This is a genomic window from Chryseobacterium sp. Tr-659, assembly GCF_011752975.1.
Taxonomy (GTDB): Bacteria; Bacteroidota; Bacteroidia; order Flavobacteriales; family Weeksellaceae; genus Chryseobacterium.
Map to the genome: position 1 here is coordinate 20,426 of NZ_VWWP01000011.1, position 17,516 is coordinate 37,941.

Sequence of the window (17,516 nt, forward strand, 5' to 3'; positions counted from 1 at the left end):
TAATGAGTAGTAGTTTTGAAAAAAAAATTTCCTTTTTATAAGCAACCGGACACTAAAGACTGTGGCCCGACCTGCCTTAGGATCGTAAGTAAATATTACGGTAAAAGTATATCCTTGCAGCAAATTCGTAACCTTTCTGAAACTACCCGCGAAGGAAGCAGCCTTCTTGGATTGAGTGATGCCTCAGAAAACCTGGGATTCCGTTCAATGGGTGTACAAATTGACTTTAATACCCTCACAGAAGAAGTTCCTTTTCCTTGTATTGCACACTGGAATAAAAATCATTTTGTAGTTGTTTATAAAATTGATAAAAATAACAAAGTATATATTTCAGATCCCAGCTACGGACTGATTACTTATACACGTGAAGAGTTCATCAAATCATGGATTGGGGAAAATGCCAATGAAAATACAGAAGAAGGTATTGTCCTGATTCTGGAAACAACCCCGGCATTTTTCCAGACTGAATTTGATGCTGAGGAAAGTAAGGCCAGTTTTACCTTTTTATCCAAATATCTTCTTAAGTATAAATCACTTGTTATCCAACTTGCAGTAGGACTTTTGGGCGGAAGTTTACTTTCCCTGATATTTCCCTTCCTTACCCAGAGTATCGTAGATGTCGGGATACAGAATCAGGACATTAATTTTATTTATATGGTTCTGCTTGCACAGATCATGTTATTCCTTGGGAGAATGGGTATTGAAACAATCCGGAGCTGGATTCTTCTTCACCTTTCCGCAAGGATTAATATTTCGATCATTTCAGACTTCTTTATCAAGCTAATGAGGCTGCCTATAAGCTTTTTTGATACAAGAATGACGGGAGATATCATGCAGAGAATTAATGACCATCACAGGATTGAACAACTTCTTACCAGCTCTTCACTGAATACATTATTCTCTTTGGTCAATCTGATTATTTTCAGTATTGTCTTACTTTTTTATGATTACAGGCTTTTTCTTGTATATCTTGTAGGAGCTGTATTATATATCGGATGGATCAGCTTCTTTCTAAAAAAGAGAAAGGAATTGGATTATAAAAGATTTTCCCAGGTTTCCCAGGAACAGAGTAAAGTAATCGAACTGATCAACGGTATGCAGGAGATCAAAATGCATAACGCCGAAAAGCAGAAACGATGGGATTGGGAATTCCTTCAGGTAAAATTATTTAAAATAAGAATAAAATCCCTTTCATTAGAACAATGGCAATCTGTGGGAGGAAATTTCATCAATCAGATGAAAGATATTCTGGTGAGTTTCCTTTCTGCTAAATTAGTTTTAAGCGGTAATCTTACTTTAGGGATGATGCTTTCTGTACAATATATCATCGGACAATTGAACAGTCCTCTCCTACAGCTGATTGACTTTATCAAACAGACTCAGGATGCCAAAATCTCTTTGGAAAGATTGGGCGAAATCCACGATAAAGATGATGAAGAAGATAAGAATGAGCAGTACGCCATGGAAGTTCCGAAAAAAGATATTGTGATTAAAGACATGTCATTCAGATATATTGGTTCTGATGTTCCGGTTTTTGAAAACTTAAATCTTACTATTCCTTACCAGCAAACAACTGCTATCGTAGGGGCAAGCGGAAGTGGAAAAACAACCCTTCTGAAATTGCTGATGAAGTTTTATGACCCTGATCAGGGAGAAATTAAAATCGGAAATACCAATATGAAGAATGTTTCTCCAAGATTCTGGAGGGATCATTGTGGAGTGGTAATGCAGGAAGGTTATGTATTTAACGATACTATCGCCAATAACATTGCTGTGGGTGAAGATCATATTGATAAGCAAAAATTAAGACGTGCCGTAGAAATTGCCAATATCAAAGAATTTATTGAAAGTCTTCCATTAAGCTATAATACAAAGATCGGAAATGAAGGAGTTGGAGTAAGTGGCGGGCAGAAACAGAGGCTTTTCATTGCAAGAGCTGTTTACAAATCTCCGGAATATATTTTATTTGACGAAGCTACATCAGCACTGGATGCCAATAATGAAAAAGTAATTATGGAAAATCTTGAACAGTTCTTCAAAGGAAAAACAGCTGTTGTTATTGCCCACAGACTTTCCACTGTAAGACATGCTGATAAAATCATTGTTCTTGATAAGGGAAAAGTAGTGGAAGAAGGCAGCCACGCGGAACTTGTAGACCTGAGAGGAGAATATTACAGACTGGTAAGAAACCAGCTTGAATTAGGCAGTTAACCATCATGAGAATCAACATAAAGCGGAATCCGAAAAGCTTATAGAGTAGGAAAGATAAAAACAATAATTAATCATGAAAAATCTAAAAAAACTTTCGAGAAAAGATTTGGCTTTTGTAAGTGGAGGAGAAGTCCTTCCTGGTAAAAATTGCTGTGGATCTTGGTGTCTTGGCAGCTGGGTTTCATGCCGTATGCATCATTTTGAATGCCCTCCTGGTGCAGATACTTCACCACCAGAGTGGTATGACGGGACCTGCCCATTTATTTAAAATTATATTCCCTCTGAAACATGGGGGAAATTTTACCTCAGAACAATGAAAGAAGACGTTTTAGACAATATTGAACTTCGCTCAGAAAGCGTACAGGATATTCTTACCCAGCCTCCCCATTGGATGATACGCTGGGGAAACACCATTATATTTATCATACTATTGCTCATTCTGGTTATGAGCTATATTATAAAATATCCGGAATTTGTTCCGGCCCCTATTATTGTAACCTCACAAAACCCTCCGGAGAAGATAGAGGCAAGAACAAATTCTAAGATTGAAAAAATATTCATCAAAGATCATCAGGAAGTTAAAAAGAACGATGTACTGATGGTAATGCAGTCTGCCGCCAGTTATAAGGATATTTTAGAACTCAAAAAATTAGTAGATTCCATTACTCCGGATAGACTATATAGTTTTCCTCTTTCTAAGACTTCAAGGTTTAAGCTTGGAGAACTGCAGGGGGAATATAACAGTTTCGCGAAAGCCTTTCAGGATGAAGAATTGTTTACAAGACTCCAGCCTTATGCTCCTGAAAATCTTGCTGCCAACCAGAGCATTTCTGAATACAGAGTAAGAATTGCGACCATGAAACAACAGAAAAGCCTTGAAAGTGTAAAGTATGACCTTACAAGAAAGAATTTCAACAGATCTCAAGATTTGTTTAACCAGGGAGTTATTTCCGCTATGGAGCTTGAAAATGAAAAGATTAAATATTTACAGGCTCAACAAAATCTGGAAAACCTTAATATTTCCATTTCGCAGATGGAGGAAGGGATATCCAATCTTAATAAAACCAAAAGCGGAACTGCCATTAACACAGAAAAAGACAGAATTACCTATTCTTCACAAACGTTACAGCTTCTTGAGCAGCTGAGAAAATCTTTAAAACAATGGGAACAGAACTATCTTGTTATATCATCTACTGATGGTGTTGCCAGTTTCCAGCAGTTTTTTGGTGAAAATCAGTTTGTAAAAGCGGGAGAACCTATCCTGTCTATCCTTCCCAAAAATAAAGAGAAATTAGTGGGTCGTATGTCCGTTCCTACAGTTAATTCAGGAAAAATCGTTCCGGGTGAAAAGGTACTCATCAAATTGGACAACTACCGTTTTCAGGAATATGGTATTATCGAGGGAAAAGTACAAAACATTTCTCTAATTCCGGATGAAAAAGGGAATTATTACGTGGATGTGATTTTACCGAAAGGATTAAAAACAAGCTATAACCAAAATCTTACTTTTGATAAAGAGCTCAGAGGTAGTGCTGAGATCGTAACTCAGGATCTCAGACTTATTGAAAGATTCTTCTATCAGATCAGAAAGCTGCTTGGATATCAGGCCTGATAAAAGGCCATACAAAACAAGAGCCGTTTTACAAATCGTGAAACGGCTCTTGTTTTATTATATTATAAAAATTCAATACTGTGATTTCCCTTCGGAAAAAAAGGACTATCCTATCAGTCCTTATCTCAATAGGCATACAAAATTGCCGCAAAATTCTAAAAAAACAATAAAAGACGGATATGTGAGGAATACAATCTTAATCTAATGTAGAAAAACAAATATCTCAATAAACGGATTTTATTATGATAGAAATCTAAAACCGATCTCCATTATTCTGATCCGAAAGACAGGAAATTGTAAAAGTGAAAATCTTTTGAAGAAATTGGAAAGTAAAATTATGGCCTTTCTACAATTAAAAACCGCAATCATTAAATCAATGATTGCGGTTTATCGTAGCGAAGACGGGAATTGAACCCGTGACCTCAGGGTTATGAATCCTGCGCTCTAACCAACTGAGCTACCTCGCCGTTTTGGTGGTGCAAATATAGAAAATATTTCTTTACTACCAAAATTATTTTAACTTAAAATATTCCAAAACATCCCCAACATGATCTGGTTTGCTGATTATCTTATTGTTAGCATCTAAAATAAAATACGTCGGAGTTGCATGAATATTATACGTATCTGTGTAACTACTGTTCCATCCTCTCAATTCTGAATCATTCACCCATGGAAATGCAGCAATCTTTTTAGTGTAAGAATTCTTATCTACATCTAAAGACAGACCAACAATCTGAATATTTTTTGCTTTTAAATCATTATATTTTTCCAATAGCTTCGGAAGTTCACTCTCACAATGTGAACATGTGGAAGACCAGAAAACAACTATTTTTTTATCTGCCTTTACATCATATAATGACTTCGCAGTAGTATTAGTCGCTGACTGGAACTTATAATTAGGGAAAGCAGCCCCCATTTCGATGTTGGCATTCGATTTTAATGTAGAAGCAAGCCTGTCGTTAATGGTACACTTTAAATTCTTTGCAAGAGAAAGGTATTTGCTTTTAAACTCATCCATCTGATACACATCAAAAATATCGATAAGCTCTGATAAAACGGTTTGTCCTCTTGGTGTTTCAACCTTTAAGCGGTCTAATAACTTATCAACAGACCCTGCAACATTTGTATTTCCTGCTGAATTCAGATAGGCTACCAATACAGGTCTTAATAAAGATGAGCTTTCCAGCATATCTCCGGATTTGTCCAGAAAGTTAATTATTTCCTCCTGATTTACTTTTTTGGACGAATCGGGTGAATTAGACAAGAACTTGCTGTAATTCGTATTATAATAGACTATAAAAGGATGCTGCGCTGCATCAATAGAACTGGAAGTCCCGGAAAGCCTCCCAATTTCTGCCTTCAGAGCTTTTCCGAATTCCGTATTATCTTTGTAATATTCTTTGATCTGTGCTAAAGCCGGCAGGATAAGCTCTTTTTTCTGAGATCCTTCCTGTTGTTTACTCATCAGGTCATTTGCTTCATCTAAATAGGCAACATCTTTAATTTTATTATTCTGAATATCTAATTTGAAGTTGACATTTTTATTTTCAGAAATAAAGCTTACCGTATTATTAGAGTTTGGGAAATAGACTTTCATCATTCCCATATAATTGTTTGGGTATTTAAACGTCCAGGTATTATTCTTACTTTGTTCTTTAGTAACAATAATATCTTTTGAGCCGTTTAATGTATATAGAATAGCGTCCTGATCTTTAAAGTCTGCTGGTGTCTGAACTGTAACAGTGAACTGAGCCTGTGCAGCAAATGCAGCTAAAACCGCAGATAGCGTATAAATCTTTTTCATAGAGTAAAAATAAAAAAACTCCCTGATTAATCAGAGAGTTTAATATTATTTTAATAAAATTTTATGCTTTTACGTTTTTATACTTTTTAGTAAAGTAAACAATAAAACCGATCGCTACGATTGCCAGTACATATACATAAAGATCAATCGGAGAAGCTTGAGCTCCTGTACCGTTTCCTCCGTTTCCACCACCACCCGGAATAGGGGGGGCTGCGTTTGCTAAAAATACAGCAAAAAAGAAAAGAGCTGATGTTAATTTATTAATAGTTTTCATATTGATTATTTTAAGATTTTAGTGTTAACAGTTTCTCCTTTATCAGAAACAATTTTTACGATGTAAGAATTTCTAACTGAGCCATTAAGCTCGATTACAAAATCTCTGGACGCATCAACTGCTTTTTTAGAGATTACCAGTTTACCACTCATATCATAAACCTCAATATCTGCTTTTTTCCACTTAGGATCAAATCTAACAATATAGTTTGTAATTGAAGGATCATAAACCACCAATGTTTTTGAAGCTGTAGCCTTGTCATCTTTTGTTGTCAATGTTGCATTGCTAGGCTCTCCATAGTAAAGATCAGAATCTGTAGTCGTAGAAGCTACAACATCTCCCTGCTTAGCCTCCATTAATGTACCGTTTTCTGCTTTATAGTAGAAACCAATACCTGAAGACAGCTGATGTGCACCTGCAGGAATTAACTCTGCATTTTCTCTGATCTCAAATTTATAAGACTTAACCTGATCAAGCTTATAGTTTACCAACTTAACATTCTTACCTTTGAAGTTATCTTCATTAGCCTCGTTAATATATAACCAATAATTAGTATAGTTATTATCGTAACCACCATTCAGTGATTCTTCAAAAGTACCGATGATATTTTTACCGGCTGAAGCCTGAACTGTAGTTGCTGTAGAAATCTGATGTCCAGTAGTTGAATTTGGAGAAACTACATAATATGTTCTCGAAAGTTCATTTCCGTTAGCATCAAGACCAATTACTCCTAACTGTTTTACAGTTCCGCTGGTGTTACTAACCCCTTTAGCAGCAGTTACGTCATAAGGAGTTGCAGCTGCTCTTGCAGTTTGCTTGAATCTTCTTAGCGTATTAAAGTTCAAAGTCTGAGCTGTATTATCTCTTAATTTGATCTTGAACGACTGCATTGGTTTCATAACTGCCAAATCTACATCTCCTACAGCTGGAGCTACTCCATCACCAGTAGGTAAGAAAGTAACCACCTTAGAACCTGTAGCGTATGTAGAACCATTTGAAAGTGTAACAATTGTACCTGGATTGTATTCAATACCCCAGATATTTTTTACAGCATTTCCGTCTGATCCTGTAACACTTTCAGTGTATCCGATGTTAGATAAATCAAGATTAGTAAGGAACGGGTTTCCGAATTGATAAAAATTCTTTCCAAATGTTCCGGACCATGGGGTCAATGTAAATTCAAAGGAATCATCAAGGTAAGTATTGTACTGCTCGTTATAAGCATTGACACCATACCCGTTATTTCCAAAACTTACATTCGCTGCTGCATTTTGTAAAGATACATTCGCTGCAAACGGAGCATATGGTTTTCCGTTAATTGTGAAAACGGTTCCTGATGCAGGAGCACTAGGATTCCAGTCATTGTTGGAAACTTTTAGCATATAATACCCTGAACCATCAGTGGTAGTAGTTGCTAAATTTGTAAAGTGGGCGGAAACAGCATTCGTATTATCCCATTTCAGAATAGGGTTGCTATATCTTCCGGTATTAAAGGTTTTACCAAGTTCAGTAGATAATGTACTCAACGTTTTACCAAAGAAAGGTAAAGCAATCTGTTGGAAATAATTACCATTAGTACCCTGGCTTGTTGTTCTGTATTCTTTACTTACAACACCGGTAACATTGGATTGGGATAATCCATCGATGTACAACTGGCCATACGTGGAAGTAGCAAAAGTAGCAGGGGTATTCAATCTTAAAATAATATTCCCACCGTCTGTTTTATCAGCTCCGGTAGCATCAATTGTTTTAAAACTATCTGTACCTGATCCTACAACCATGATATTTCCATGTACGTCCAAAAGGCCATTACCTCTTGTTTGTACACCTCCACCACTATAAACTAGGGTGCCTTCGCTCACATACATATTAGCATTAGTGTCAACATGACAAAGTATCTGCGCCTGAACAGAGTAACTAATTGCTAAAAGACCTATAGCAAATAAACTTTTTCTCATTGTATAAATTATTTGTGTGTTAATACAATCTTCACCCGCAAAGGTATTATTTTTTTCTTAAAAAAAAAATTATTTTATCTATTAATCAAAATATTATCTTCCGTTAAGACAATCTCTTTCTCTTCGCCGATTGAAAACATATAGTCTTCCAAAACTTTTTCTGTGGTACCTCTCAACCCTCTCGCACCTAATCCTTTTTCGATAGTTTCTTCTACTATCCTTTCAATCGCACCGTCTGTTATTACTAAATCTGTGCCATCCATTTTAAATAACTCCACAAATTGATTCACGATCGAATTTTTTGGTTCCTTCATGATTCTTACCAACGTTTCTTTTGTGAGTTTATCGAGGTAAGTAATGATCGGAAATCTTCCTAAAAGTTCGGGAATTAATCCGAAAGAACGAAGGTCAATGGCATTAATATTTGTTAATACATATTCATCTTCGTCTGTTTTATTGATTTTTTCAGAGCTAAAACCGATAGCCTGCTTATTCATCCTTCTTTCGATAATCTCTTTAATTCCATCAAAAGCTCCTCCGGCAATAAACAATATATTCTGAGTATTCACCTGGATATATTTTTGATCCGGGTGCTTTCTTCCCCCCTGAGGCGGAACATTCACGATACTTCCTTCAAGAAGCTTCAATAAACCCTGCTGCACCCCTTCTCCGGAAACGTCTCTCGTAATACTCGGGTTATCTGATTTTCTGGCAATCTTATCAATCTCGTCAATGAAAACAATTCCTTTTTCTGCTTTTTCCACATCATAATCTGCTACCATCAGCAGTCTCGACAGGATACTTTCAACATCTTCTCCTACATAACCGGCTTCTGTTAAAATAGTAGCATCCACAATACAGAAAGGAACATTAAGTTCTCTGGCAATAGTTTTTGCCAACAGGGTTTTTCCGGTTCCGGTTTCCCCTATCATAATGATGTTTGATTTTTCAAGCTCCACTTCTCTGTTTTCGTCCTGAGCGTGGAGTAATCTTTTATAATGATTATAAACCGCAATTGACAACTGTTTTTTTGCCTGATCCTGCCCTATTACATATTGATCAAGAAATTCCTTGATCTCCTTGGGCTTTTTAAGCTCATCCATACTGTCTGCAGGTGAATATCCCTGTTTGGAAGCGCCGTCTTTTACAATAGCGTGCGCCTGCTCAATACAATTTTCACAAATAAAACCATTCTGCCCAGAGATCAGCATCTGTACTTCACTTCTTTTTCTGCCGCAGAAAGAACATTGGTTTGAGTTCATACTATATAATAATGTATATGTTAAAGAAAATCGTAAAAAATTACTTTTTTACGATTTTCTGGTTTTTAAGAATTAATAATGGAGTGTTGAATCTCTGTATATTCTTCGTTCGTTAATTTTAATCTTTCATTTCTGAAATTCATGTCTTCCATCTTATTTAAGGGAATCAGATGGATATGGGCATGAGGAACTTCAAGTCCTACCACGGCTACTCCTACTCTTACACATGGAATTGCAGTTTTGATCTTCTTGGCTACCTCTTGGGCAAATCCCCAAAGGTTTTTGTATTCTTCACTTTCAAGATCAAAAATCAAATCCACTTCTTTTTTTGGAACTACTAAGGTATGTCCCTTCACCAAAGGCATTGCGTCTAAGAATGCGATAAAATTTTCATCTTCCGCAATTTTATACGAGGGAATTTCGCCATTGATGATTTTTGTGAATATAGTGCTCATTTTTTTAGAAGTTAAGGTTAGATAATTAGAAGTCGGAAATAGAAAGTTGGTATCAGACTTATAAAGAAATGTCTAATACTTCAAAAGATAGTTTGTTTCCGTTTGGTAAAGTAATTTCAGCTGTTTCTCCTATCGCTTTTCCTAAAAGACCTTTAGCGATCGGTGTATTCACAGAAATTTTCCCTGTTTTAAGGTCACTTTCGTTATCCGGTACCAATGTAAATACCTGCTCTTGCTTAGTTGCATTATTTTTAAGTTTCACCGTTGTTAAGATGGAAACTTTTGAAGTATCTAATTGGCTTTCGTCTATAATTTTAGAAGTAGAAATAACATCTTTCAGCTTAGAAATTCTCATTTCAAGCATCCCCTGAGCCTCTTTAGCCGCATCGTATTCTGCATTTTCAGACAAATCTCCTTTATCTCTTGCTTCTGCGATCTGCTGAGTAATTTTTGGTCTCTCTACAGTTTCCAACTGTTCCAGCTCAGCTTTCATTTTCTCTAGGCCCTCCTTTGTAACATAGCTTGCCATAATTTTCAAAATTTAGTTTTAGTATAAAAAAATAATCCGACATTTGCCGGACAATGTTTTCTTGTTGTAATCGTTTAATTTCTACAAATATATAAAAATTTAAATTGAAATGAAAAAAACTTTTTCAATCTTAACCATTTTCATTTTATTGATTTTCAGTAATTTAACTATAAACTCTTGCGGAAGCAGAGAAGATACGGTGAACTGTTTCCCGAATAATCCGATCAATGTTACTTTAAATTTAAACCTTCCAGCCTATAATGCTTTGAATTATGATAACGGCTGGGTTTATGTAAATGAACAGCAGTCCGGAACGAGAGGATTGATTGTGGTTCGTACCGGAAATGCATTCAAGGTATACGACCGGAACGCACCGCATATTTGCCCTGATAATAACACAACACTCGAAGTAAAAGATAATATTGCCATTTTATGCCCGCAGGACAACACAAGATGGATTTTAAGAACGGGGCAGCCGGAATCGGGAGCAAAGACCTCTCTTCCCCCTAAAACATACCCATACAACTATGATACAGCAAGTAAAACTTTAAACATTTATTATTAGAATAAACAATGAAGATCGTTATACAAAGAGTTTCCGAAGCCCGTGTAAAAGTAGACGGTAAAACTGCCGGTGAAATCGGAAAAGGCCTGATGCTTTTGGTGGGTGTGGATGAAAATGATGAAAAAACAGATGCCGACTGGCTAGTACAAAAGGTTTTAAATCTAAGAATCTTCGGAGATGAAGATGACAAACTGAACCTTTCGGTAAAGGATATTTCCGGGGAAATTCTTTGTATCAGCCAATTTACATTAATCGCTGATTATAAGAAAGGCAACCGCCCATCTTTTATTAAAGCAGCAAAACCTGATAAAGCAGTTCCTCTTTTTGATTACTTTAAAGAAGAAATGGCAAAATCCGGGCTGAAAACGGAAAGCGGAATCTTTGGTGCAGATATGAAAGTTTCTCTGATCAATGACGGGCCTGTGACTATTGTTATGGATTCTATCACAAAAAGCTGACCACAGAAACAGGAAAAAAACAAAACCGTCTCCTCAACGAATAAAATGATTCATATGCTCAAGAATCTTCAGTTAAAATCCCTGGCTCTCGTCTTATTCAGTACAGGACTTTTCTGTTCTGGCCAAAGTCGGGAAGAATTTTTAAAAATAAAACTGGACTCAGCATTTTCAACAGTTTTCCAGCCCAATAGCCCAGGAGGCAGTATTCTGATCCAGCAGGGAAACAAAACTCTGTATGAAAATTCATTTGGGTTAGCTGACCTTAAGACAAAAGAAAAATTTACCAATAAAACGGTTTCAAATTTAGGTTCCATTTCCAAGACATTTGTTTCTTACGGAATTTTAATACTTCAGAATAGAAAAAAACTTTCTGCGGATGACAATCTTCTTACTTTTTTTCCGGATTTTAAAAACAAGAAAATAGCTTCTGACATTAAGCTTCGCCATCTTCTCACCCACACTTCCGGGCTTCCTGATCTCAGGCACGTTGAAAAAGACAGTATTTTTTATCTTACAGCAAAAGATGAAGAAAATTTTAAGCCTTTGCAACTGACCGACTCATTACACTTTGAGCCGGGGACCCAATATGAATATTCCAATCCCGCCTATAATGGACTGGCATTGATTATTGAAAAGGCAAGTCATATGAAATGGCAGCGCTTTATTTCAGAAAATATATTCAAACCCTCAGGAATGAAAAACAGTACCATAACTGATGGAAGTTTTCCGGACAAAAATGTAGCTCATGGTTACATACTGAAAGACAAAATGTATCAGGAATATGACTACGGTGAATACCCGACATTTACCGCTGCAGGTAATGGAGGGGTGTGGAGCTCTATTGATGATCTTAAAAAATATATCTCCGCCATTCAAACCTGTAAGCTTACAGACTGTGTAAGCATTAAAGAATCCCAAACAGTTCGTAAACCGGTAAACTGGAAGAGTGATAAACCTGCAGACCATACGGGTACCTGGTTTGTTCATCCCGGGTTCTATTCTGGTATAGAAACAGAAGAAAATGTACAGGTGATAGAGCATGCAGGAGACCAGGGAGGTTTTAAATCCCATTTAATAATGATCCCCAAAAAAGAAATTTCTATTATTTGGCTCACCAATAACAATGCATTTATTACCGGACACATCAGAAGAATATTGCTTCAGCTGAAATATATTGACTAAATAAAAGCGTCTTTCAAAAGTATTGAAAAACGCTTTTGGTATAAAATGTACGATAATCAGTCGGACATTCCCATTGCAAAAGCTCTGAGAATGTATTGACAACTTTCGCACTCTATTATTTTAAAATAAATTCACAAAAACGTGATTTGTTTTTATTTTATTATTATTTTTGGGAAACATCAAAACTGATTCACAACCATTTAACAAAAATAATATGAAAACAACATCTAGACTTTTTACGCTTTGTGTATTTTGCAGTACTCTGTATTTCGGGCAAAATTCCTCAGGTAAGGACAATGATTCAAGCAAGAACATCTATGTCTGCTTTTCTAAAGGCATTACTTCAGAAAAGGCTGCGTATGTTAAAAATTCTGATCTGGAAAAGTTTGCCAGAGAAAACGGAATTTCATTTACTTATGATCTGGCATTCACAGATGAAAAACTTGATGAAATGGCCAGAAGCAGCCGGGAAATTGGAAATTCGGGAGAATCTGTTGAAAAACTGAAAAGAATATTTAAAGCCAGCCTGTCTTTTCAAAACGAAGAAACCTCTCAAAAAATAATCCAGACTCTGGAAAGATTTCCTGAGATTGAATATGTGTCTGTAATGAGCAGTACTCCTATTGAACCTCCATTAGTAAATATGTTTGTAGTTACTCCGGATCTGGAAAGCCTGCAGACATATCTTAATGATAATCCTGGTATTAATGCAAAATATGCCTGGTCCAGAGGAATTACCGGACAAAATATCCGTGTTCGTGATGTAGAATATGGTTTTTATAAAACACATGAAATGCTGGCCAATCAGAACTCTATTCAGCTGGAACCGGGTTACTCTCCTAACTCAGGATTATCGGCAAACAATTACAGGGATCACGGTACAGCCGTAGTAAGTATTTTAGGTTCGGTAAAAGATAATATCGGGCTTACCGGTGCTGCGTACAGCGCTTCTGATATAAAAGGTTACATGGAATGGACAACCGTAGGATACAACAGAGCATCTGCGGTAAGCAGATCTATAAATGCATCTCAGGCCGGAGATATTATTTTATATGAAATGCAAACAGGGGGTAAAGACGGACAGTATTGCCCTGCAGAATATGATAAAGTGATCTGGGATATGACCAAAGCAGCAACTGATTCAGGAATTATCATTATTGCTGCTGCAGGAAACGGAAATCAGAATCTGGATGATCCTTTCTACGCATCCTATATGTCCAGAGGAAATAGCGGCGCCATCATTGTAGGAGCCGGATCTCCCAATACGACACATTCAAAATTAAGTTTCAGTACTTACGGAAACAGAGTGGATGTTCAGGGCTGGGGAAGCAATGTTCTTGCTGCCGGTTATGGTTCTTATGCCAAGTATGATAATGATAACAACAGAACATACAATTATTTCAACGGAACAAGCTCCGCTACTCCTACAGTGGCATCAGCAGCTATATTGATTCAGTCTTTCTACCGTCAGACTACAGGACAGAATTTAACTCCGGCTGCCATGAAGAATCTTTTAATTTCTACAGGAATTCCTCAGGGAGGAACAGTTGCCAATCAAAAGATCGGACCACTTCCGAATGTGAAAAATGCGATATTACAATTGGAAGGCAAGCTTGTAAAACCAGTAAAAACGTTATCACCGTTAGAGGTTAAAATTTATCCAAATCCGTCTAAAAATTATATTGCCATTCAAAATACTGAAAATAAAAAGATGGATATAGAGATCTTTAATATGCAGGGACGCTCAGTGATAAAAAATTCGGTTTCAGCAGATGAAAAGATTGATATATCGCGTCTTCCGGAAGGACAGTACATCATTAATATCAATGAAGGACAGAGAAGAGTTGTTGAAAAATTCACTAAATTATAGTTTCAAATTTTATACAAGAAACGCCTTCCGGATATCCGGAAGGCGTTTCTATTTATTTGTTTTAAGCATTATTTCGCAGGAACACTGCTGAAATTAAGTGCCACTTTAATATTCATGTCTGAAGAAGTCTGATTTTTCAATTCATAAACGGTTCTTACTGTCAATCCAGAACTTTTTACAATATTATCCAGAAATCCTGTATCATTCAGATCCAGATTCAGACTGGAAGAATTAGTAGACATACCTGAACGTGATGCGACTAATCTTTCTCCTGTTCCGTTGGATGAAATGTATATCTTAACGGATTTGAATGCACTTAAGTTTCCTCCTGAAGGAGATGCCACTGAAATTTTTGCATCAGAAATTCTTACGTCTTTAATTTGTGCATTATTATTTCCTCCAAACCATGTTTGTACATTGGTAGCCGTTGCAGTGGAAGAAACTTCTTTATCAGCAGGAACGCCTGTTGAAACTAAAACATTTGTTGTGTATGGAAATGTATTCTGAACCAGCGACTGTACGGTTCCGCAACTTACCAGTACAGCTGAAGCGGCCATTGCTGTTAGAACTATATTTTTCATAATTTTAAATTTTAAACTCATGGGTTAGTTTGCAGAAATTGTACCAAATTGATTGATATTATTCTACACTTACCGTAAAATGGCCTTTTGTATTGCCTGAAGCCATATTGCTCTTTCCGATAATCAGCCATACCTCTCCTTTTCCGGGAGTATCATAAGTAATCTCTCTTCCGAAAGGCCCGTCATAATCTCCGTTTGGAAGTTTGATTTGATTAAAACGAATATTGAAATCTTTCTCTTTTGTTGAAATTTTAGCTTTGATATTGGGCTGATCATAATGAGTCAGTTTTAAAACCAGCTCCTGATCATCTTTTGCAAATTCTTCACCTAAGGTAAAAGGAAGCTGGGAAGCATCTGCTGTTCTTATAATCTGTCCTTCTTTTTCACTTCTCATTACACCTTTACGCAAAACTTCTTTTGTGGCCGGAGCATTGTTAATAATTGAATCTTTCTTTCTCAATGCTGCGGAATCAGCTTTTACGACAGAATCCGGCATTTCTGTTACCACTGTAGAATCTTTATCTGTAGAAGTTGTTACAGCAGGTTCTTTTTTACACGAAATGATAATCAAAGGTATTAACAACAGACTTTTTTTCATAATAATTAATTTTAAGAATGCAACAGTTTACATTTTGTTGGATATTGTTAAATGCGAAAATTGTTCCAACTCTTTTTAAGGATTTAGCTTTTTCTTTTGTAAGATATTATTATTACTGACTTCTGCCCATTTGAATGTAAAGTACATAAAGTTCAGCATAATTCCCATTAAAACGGTTACTCCCCAGGTCTTGGTATATTCCATAGGATAGATAAAACGGACTACAATATCTGTAAATAGACCAAAAGGGTTATTAAGTATATCCCAGCTGTTCCATCTTAAAAATCTGCCCAAGTATACTCCAAAGCTGCTTATAAAAAGGAATATGACAATTATTCCGTTGATCATATTTCTTTTACCATATCCGGAAAGACTTTTCTCGATATCATTAAGACTTATAAAGCCACACAACAGACCTGTCCATGCATAGGAAAGGATCACAATCAAATCGTACCATATGGGTACTGCATTTCTTGTTTTTAAATGGAAAAGATCTGTCAGAATATAGGGAGAATTGGGAAAAAACAGGATCCATACAACAATAATCAGGGCCAGAGAAATTTTACTTTTAATTTTAAAAACTAGTATCAAAGAGCTCAATAATAAGGGAATCCATGCCAGAAATAAATTCCAGTTGAGGAATAAAAACACTTTGGTATCACTGATGTAATATCTGAAAACAGACAGACTGAAACAAAATAAGGTCATCAATACCAACAGCGCATTGATTTTAAACCTTGGTGATTCAACTAATTTTTTCATTATAGAATTATTTAACTGTTTGATAGTAGATAACTTTTGAAAGGAATATTTTGGTTTTCTCTTGCTTTATTTTATGTTCAATATTACTTTTAAGCTTCTGATCATCTTTTTCTTCGGCATATTCCATGAGTTTTTTTTCACTGAAATTAATTGAATTAAAATGGTATCTTACTACAAAATCCTTTCGCTTCATATTTTGTGACGTGATAAAGCCACCCCAATTGATGTAACTGCATAGTAAAATTGTCCCATAGAGATACCACGTCATAGTATTGAACAGATAAGCATTTCTTTTTCTCTTCCGAATTTTAATAAACGTCAATGTAAGCCCAACCAGAGATAATAGTAAAAAGGCGAAAACACCTAATCTTTTATAAGTAAAGCCATAATTTACGATATACTCGTAGTTTTTTACCGCTGCTGAAAGTACAAGGGCAGCATTCAGGAAAATCCATATTCTGGCTAAAGTTTTTAACAATCCGGCTTTAGGATCAAAATTAAAACCTGATTTAAAGTAAAACATAATCACCAGAATAGCCATAATAATGGACATGATCACGGCATTTACTCTTTCATGAGTCTCTTCTGAAAGCTGGACAGGTGTTTTGGATACTTCATAAAACTGTTCGTAATTGTATGTAAAGATGAAAAATACAAGCAGAATATTCAGGGAAATGAAAGAGATTACCCCACTCATTCTTTCGGCATCTAAATCAAGGAAAGAATAGGTAGCCTTAGGAATCCGGGAATCATTTTGAAAATCATTATCCAGTACATGGTTGGTTTTGTAGATCAATTTTTCCACTGCGTAATTCCAGTAATTAAAAGCAATGAAAAATCCTAAAGCTGAAAGACAGAATACCTGCCAAAGATTAAGATCCAATTCATAGTCTGTGAACAATGCTGCAAAATGGGTGCTTCCTGCGGAATAAATTCCAAAGAAAACAGACAGAAGTAAAAGAGGAATCAGAATAAAAGCCAGAATTTTCTGCCATAGACCTGGAATATTTCTCTTAGGCAGCCATTCATCGAAACTGAAAAATCTACAGAAAGAGGTAATGCAGTTCACTATAAAAACAGGAATCAGAAAGAGTACTTTCATTCTTCTGTTTCTGGATTTGAAGGCTAACAAAAGAAGTGAGCTAACTACGGCCAGAAAGGATGGAAAATCTCCGTACCATGCAAAAGCTATACTGGAAAGAATACTTGTTGTAAAGAGAATGTATACTGTTCTGGTCTTGTTCTTTCCCGTTGTTTTCAACAATGTCAATACGGCGTAAATAATTCCCAGAATTCCAAGATTCAGCCCGATGTCCTGATCATAAAATACAATAACAAACAAAAGGGCTGTAAGAAATATATAGTGATGTGTTTTCATGATATTTAAAGATTTAA

General features: G+C 36.0%; 17 protein-coding genes and 1 tRNA gene. 7 read left to right on the top strand and 11 right to left on the bottom strand.

Going from position 1 to position 17,516, the window contains the following annotated elements:
• Nucleotides 1-15 precede the first annotated feature (15 nt).
• From F3J23_RS19365 to F3J23_RS19375, 3 genes are all read left to right on the top strand, one after another.
• The gene (locus F3J23_RS19365) at nucleotides 16-2,211 is read left to right on the top strand and encodes a peptidase domain-containing ABC transporter (protein ID WP_167032836.1); all 2,196 of its coding nucleotides are present in this window, start codon (nucleotides 16-18) and stop codon (nucleotides 2,209-2,211) included.
• Between the two features lie 73 nt (nucleotides 2,212-2,284).
• Nucleotides 2,285-2,479 carry a hypothetical protein gene (locus tag F3J23_RS19370; protein WP_167032838.1) on the top strand — a complete coding sequence of 65 codons (195 nt, stop codon included), beginning with the start codon at nucleotides 2,285-2,287 and terminating at the stop codon, nucleotides 2,477-2,479.
• Nucleotides 2,480-2,524: 45 nt separating this feature from the next.
• Nucleotides 2,525-3,823 (top strand): HlyD family secretion protein, encoded by a 1,299-nt coding sequence (locus tag F3J23_RS19375; RefSeq protein ID WP_167032840.1) that lies wholly within the window; start codon nucleotides 2,525-2,527, stop codon nucleotides 3,821-3,823.
• Nucleotides 3,824-4,216: 393 nt separating this feature from the next.
• Here the strand turns inward: F3J23_RS19375 and F3J23_RS19380 are convergent.
• From F3J23_RS19380 to greA, 7 genes are all read right to left on the bottom strand, one after another.
• A tRNA-Met gene (locus tag F3J23_RS19380) sits at nucleotides 4,217-4,290 on the bottom strand.
• Between the two features lie 44 nt (nucleotides 4,291-4,334).
• On the bottom strand, nucleotides 4,335-5,627 hold the full coding sequence (locus tag F3J23_RS19385) for a TlpA family protein disulfide reductase (RefSeq protein ID WP_167032842.1): 1,293 nt from the start codon (nucleotides 5,625-5,627) through the stop codon (nucleotides 4,335-4,337).
• A 61-nt stretch (nucleotides 5,628-5,688) separates the two neighbouring features.
• Nucleotides 5,689-5,901 (bottom strand): signal peptidase, encoded by a 213-nt coding sequence (locus tag F3J23_RS19390; RefSeq protein WP_167032844.1) that lies wholly within the window; start codon nucleotides 5,899-5,901, stop codon nucleotides 5,689-5,691.
• A 5-nt stretch (nucleotides 5,902-5,906) separates the two neighbouring features.
• Nucleotides 5,907-7,859, bottom strand: coding sequence for a T9SS type A sorting domain-containing protein (locus F3J23_RS19395; protein ID WP_167032846.1), 1,953 nt, complete (start codon nucleotides 7,857-7,859; stop codon nucleotides 5,907-5,909).
• A gap of 74 nt (nucleotides 7,860-7,933) precedes the next feature.
• On the bottom strand, nucleotides 7,934-9,121 hold the full coding sequence (gene clpX, locus F3J23_RS19400) for an ATP-dependent Clp protease ATP-binding subunit ClpX (protein WP_167032848.1): 1,188 nt from the start codon (nucleotides 9,119-9,121) through the stop codon (nucleotides 7,934-7,936).
• A 65-nt stretch (nucleotides 9,122-9,186) separates the two neighbouring features.
• Nucleotides 9,187-9,576 carry an HIT family protein gene (locus F3J23_RS19405; protein ID WP_089696445.1) on the bottom strand — a complete coding sequence of 130 codons (390 nt, stop codon included), beginning with the start codon at nucleotides 9,574-9,576 and terminating at the stop codon, nucleotides 9,187-9,189.
• A gap of 58 nt (nucleotides 9,577-9,634) precedes the next feature.
• A complete protein-coding gene (gene greA / locus F3J23_RS19410; RefSeq protein WP_002981731.1) occupies nucleotides 9,635-10,105 on the bottom strand; it encodes a transcription elongation factor GreA in 471 nt (156 codons plus the stop codon).
• Nucleotides 10,106-10,214: 109 nt separating this feature from the next.
• On the opposite strand from greA, the gene F3J23_RS19415 reads away from it, so the two are divergent.
• The 4 genes from F3J23_RS19415 (at nucleotide 10,215) to F3J23_RS19430 (ending at nucleotide 14,180) form a co-directional block, all read left to right on the top strand.
• Nucleotides 10,215-10,670 carry a hypothetical protein gene (locus F3J23_RS19415; RefSeq protein WP_167032850.1) on the top strand — a complete coding sequence of 152 codons (456 nt, stop codon included), beginning with the start codon at nucleotides 10,215-10,217 and terminating at the stop codon, nucleotides 10,668-10,670.
• An 8-nt stretch (nucleotides 10,671-10,678) separates the two neighbouring features.
• Entirely contained in the window at nucleotides 10,679-11,128 is a 450-nt protein-coding gene (gene dtd / locus F3J23_RS19420) for a D-aminoacyl-tRNA deacylase (RefSeq protein WP_167032852.1), read from the top strand.
• 54 nt (nucleotides 11,129-11,182) lie between these two features.
• Nucleotides 11,183-12,310 carry a serine hydrolase domain-containing protein gene (locus tag F3J23_RS19425; RefSeq protein ID WP_167032854.1) on the top strand — a complete coding sequence of 376 codons (1,128 nt, stop codon included), beginning with the start codon at nucleotides 11,183-11,185 and terminating at the stop codon, nucleotides 12,308-12,310.
• A gap of 214 nt (nucleotides 12,311-12,524) precedes the next feature.
• A complete protein-coding gene (locus tag F3J23_RS19430; RefSeq protein ID WP_167032855.1) occupies nucleotides 12,525-14,180 on the top strand; it encodes a S8/S53 family peptidase in 1,656 nt (551 codons plus the stop codon).
• 68 nt (nucleotides 14,181-14,248) lie between these two features.
• Here the strand turns inward: F3J23_RS19430 and F3J23_RS19435 are convergent, their stop codons facing one another.
• The 4 genes from F3J23_RS19435 to F3J23_RS19450 all read right to left on the bottom strand — a co-directional run bounded on the left by F3J23_RS19435 (nucleotide 14,249) and on the right by F3J23_RS19450 (nucleotide 17,499).
• Nucleotides 14,249-14,761 (bottom strand): hypothetical protein, encoded by a 513-nt coding sequence (locus F3J23_RS19435; protein ID WP_167032856.1) that lies wholly within the window; start codon nucleotides 14,759-14,761, stop codon nucleotides 14,249-14,251.
• Between the two features lie 58 nt (nucleotides 14,762-14,819).
• Nucleotides 14,820-15,359: a hypothetical protein gene (locus F3J23_RS19440; protein ID WP_167032857.1), complete on the bottom strand. Its 540-nt coding sequence runs from the start codon at nucleotides 15,357-15,359 to the stop codon at nucleotides 14,820-14,822.
• 75 nt (nucleotides 15,360-15,434) lie between these two features.
• Nucleotides 15,435-16,121 carry a DUF1361 domain-containing protein gene (locus F3J23_RS19445; protein ID WP_167032858.1) on the bottom strand — a complete coding sequence of 229 codons (687 nt, stop codon included), beginning with the start codon at nucleotides 16,119-16,121 and terminating at the stop codon, nucleotides 15,435-15,437.
• Between the two features lie 7 nt (nucleotides 16,122-16,128).
• Nucleotides 16,129-17,499 carry a DUF4153 domain-containing protein gene (locus F3J23_RS19450; RefSeq protein ID WP_167032859.1) on the bottom strand — a complete coding sequence of 457 codons (1,371 nt, stop codon included), beginning with the start codon at nucleotides 17,497-17,499 and terminating at the stop codon, nucleotides 16,129-16,131.
• Nucleotides 17,500-17,516 lie beyond the last annotated feature (17 nt).